2 rRNA genes are annotated in these 3,144 nt (G+C 52.2%); both read right to left on the bottom strand.

What is annotated here, in order from left to right:
- Positions 1-24: 24 nt before the first annotated feature.
- Positions 25-139 (bottom strand): 5S ribosomal RNA (gene rrf / locus FDK21_RS20290).
- 131 nt (positions 140-270) lie between these two features.
- A 23S ribosomal RNA gene (locus FDK21_RS20285) occupies positions 271-3,009 on the bottom strand.
- Positions 3,010-3,144: the final 135 nt, after the last annotated feature.

Below are 3,144 nucleotides of genomic sequence, written 5' to 3'. Positions count from 1 at the left end.
TTTTTTATGATTTGCTTTTAACAGGCCTGGCGGCGACCTACTCTCCCGCGTCTTAAGACGAAGTACCATTGGCGCGGAGGCGTTTGACTTCCGAGTTCGGGATGGGATCGGGTCTGGGAGCCTCGCCATGACCACCAGGCCGGTTAAAAGCAAATTTGAGAAGCTGGTGCTTACGCTTTCAGTGATTGTTCTACGAACAATGCACTTTCCGCTGTATTTTACGCGTTTCCGCTTTGCGGAAATCGCTTGAATGAACATTGATAAATGGGAGTGATCAAGCCGATCGAGCTATTAGTACCGGTAAGCTTCGTATGTTGCCATACTTCCACACCCGGCCTATCGACGTGGTGGTCTTCCACGGCTCTGATAGGGAGAACTTGTCTCAAGGTGGGCTTCCCGCTTAGATGCTTTCAGCGGTTATCCCTTCCGCACATAGCTACCCTGCAATGCGGCTGGCGCCACAACAGGTCCACCAGAGGTGCGTCCAACCCGGTCCTCTCGTACTAGGGTCAGCTCCTTTCAATTCTCCTGCGCCCACGGCAGATAGGGACCGAACTGTCTCACGACGTTCTGAACCCAGCTCACGTACCGCTTTAATTGGCGAACAGCCAAACCCTTGGGACCTGCTCCAGCCCCAGGATGCGATGAGCCGACATCGAGGTGCCAAACAATGCCGTCGATATGGACTCTTGGGCATCATCAGCCTGTTATCCCCGGAGTACCTTTTATCCGTTGAGCGATGGCCCTTCCACACGGGACCACCGGATCACTATGACCGACTTTCGTCTCTGCTCGACTTGTCAGTCTCGCAGTCAGGCTGGCTTATGCCATTGCACTCGACGACCGATTTCCGACCGGTCTGAGCCAACCTTCGCGCGCCTCCGTTACTCTTTGGGAGGCGACCGCCCCAGTCAAACTACCCACCATGCGCTGTCCCGGATCCGGATAACGGACCGCGGTTAGACAGCCATGACAACAAGGGTGGTATTTCAAGGATGGCTCCATCCGAGCTGGCGCCCGAACTTCAAAGCCTACCACCTATCCTACACATGCCAACACAACTGTCAGCGCAAAGCTATAGTAAAGGTTCACGGGGTCTTTCCGTCTGACCGCAGGAACCCCGCATCTTCACGGGGAATTCAATTTCACTGAGTCTATGCTGGAGACAGCGGGGAAGTCGTTACGCCATTCGTGCAGGTCGGAACTTACCCGACAAGGAATTTCGCTACCTTAGGACCGTTATAGTTACGGCCGCCGTTTACCGGGGCTTCAATTCGATGCTCTCACATCTCCTCTTAACCTTCCGGCACCGGGCAGGCGTCAGACCCTATACGTCGCCTTGCGGCTTCGCAGAGCCCTGTGTTTTTGATAAACAGTCGCAACCCCCTGGTCTGTGCCACCCACCAAAAGTTGCCTTCTGATGGGTCTCCCTTCTCGCGAACTTACGGGAGCAATTTGCCGAGTTCCTTCAGCATAGTTCTCTCAAGCGCCTTGGTATACTCTACCTGTCCACCTGTGTCGGTTTAGGGTACGGTCTAATGTGGGTGCTATTTCCTGGAACTCCTACGCTGCATCATCAATCCAATAAGACAATACAACTACCGGAATTCGTCACATCCCACTGGTTGAGGAATATTAACCTCATTCCCATCGACTACGCATTTCTGCCTCGCCTTAGGGGCCGACTAACCCTGCGCTGATTAGCATTGCACAGGAACCCTTGGACTTTCGGCGAGAGTGTCTCTCACACTCTTTATCGTTACTCATGTCAGCATTCGCACTTCTGATACTTCCAGGTGCCCTCACGGGTCACCCTTCATCAGCCTACAGAACGCTCCGCTACCGCGCACTTACGTGCACCCGCAGCTTCGGTGCATGGCTTTAGCCCCGTTACATTTTCGGCGCAAAGACCCTTATTTAGACCAGTGAGCTGTTACGCTTTCTTTAAATGATGGCTGCTTCTAAGCCAACATCCTGGTTGTTTTGGGATCCTCACATCCTTTCCCACTTAGCCATGACTTAGGGACCTTAACTGGCGGTCAGGGTTGTTGCCCTCTCCACTACGGACGTTAGCACCCGCAGTGTGTCTGCTGAACAGTACTCTTGGGTATTCGGAGTTTGATTAGGTTTGGTAAGACGGTGAGTCCCCCTAGCCCATTCAGTGCTCTACCCCCCAAGGTATTCATTCAACGCTCTACCTAAATAGATTTCGCGGAGAACCAGCTATCTCCGGGTTTGATTGGCCTTTCACCCCTAGCAACAAGTCATCCCCGCCTTTTTCAACAGGCGTGGGTTCGGTCCTCCAGTGCGTGTTACCGCACCTTCAACCTGCTCATAGCTAGATCACCCGGTTTCGGGTCTAATCCATCGAACTTGCGCCCTATTAAGACTCGCTTTCGCTGCGCATACACCTAACGGCTTAAGCTTGCTCGATAAATTAAGTCGCTGACCCATTATACAAAAGGTACGCCGTCACCCTTGCGGGCTCCGACTGCTTGTAGGCGTTCGGTTTCAGGATCTCTTTCACCCCCCTCGTCGGGGTGCTTTTCACCTTTCCCTCACGGTACTTGTTCACTATCGGTCGCATACGAGTACTTAGGCTTGGAGGGTGGTCCCCCCAAATTCAGACAGGATTTCACGTGTCCCGCCCTACTCTAGGCCATATTCCTTCAACACCTCTAAAGGACTGTCACCCTCTATGGTTCAACTTTCCAGATGATTCGAGTTAGAAGAAAAATGGCACTGGCCTGGTCCGCGTTCGCTCGCCACTACTAACGGAGTCTCGGTTGATGTCCTTTCCTACAGGTACTTAGATGTTTCAGTTCCCTGCGTTCGCCTCCTACTCCTATATATTCAGAGCAGGATACCTCAAAAGAGGTGGGTTTCCCCATTCAGAAATCCTCGGATCAAAGCTTGTTCGCAGCTCCCCAAGGCTTATCGCAGCGTACCACGTCTTTCATCGCCTGTATGCGCCAAGGCATCCACCAAACGCCCTTAAGACACTTGATCACTTCCATTATCAATGTTCATTCAAACATCATAAGAAGTTCATTCAAAATCAGCACTCAACAACAAGATACAAGCAGACCTCGTCGCTTCAAAAAGAGTGCCGACAAAAAAGCATATTTACGCAACCAATCGGCT

It is taken from the genome of Cohaesibacter sp. CAU 1516 (genome assembly GCF_005771485.1).
Classification (GTDB): Bacteria; Pseudomonadota; Alphaproteobacteria; order Rhizobiales; family Cohaesibacteraceae; genus Cohaesibacter; species Cohaesibacter intestini.
The sequence above is the reverse complement of the archived record's forward strand: the minus strand, read 5'-3'. Positions and strand labels throughout refer to the sequence as shown.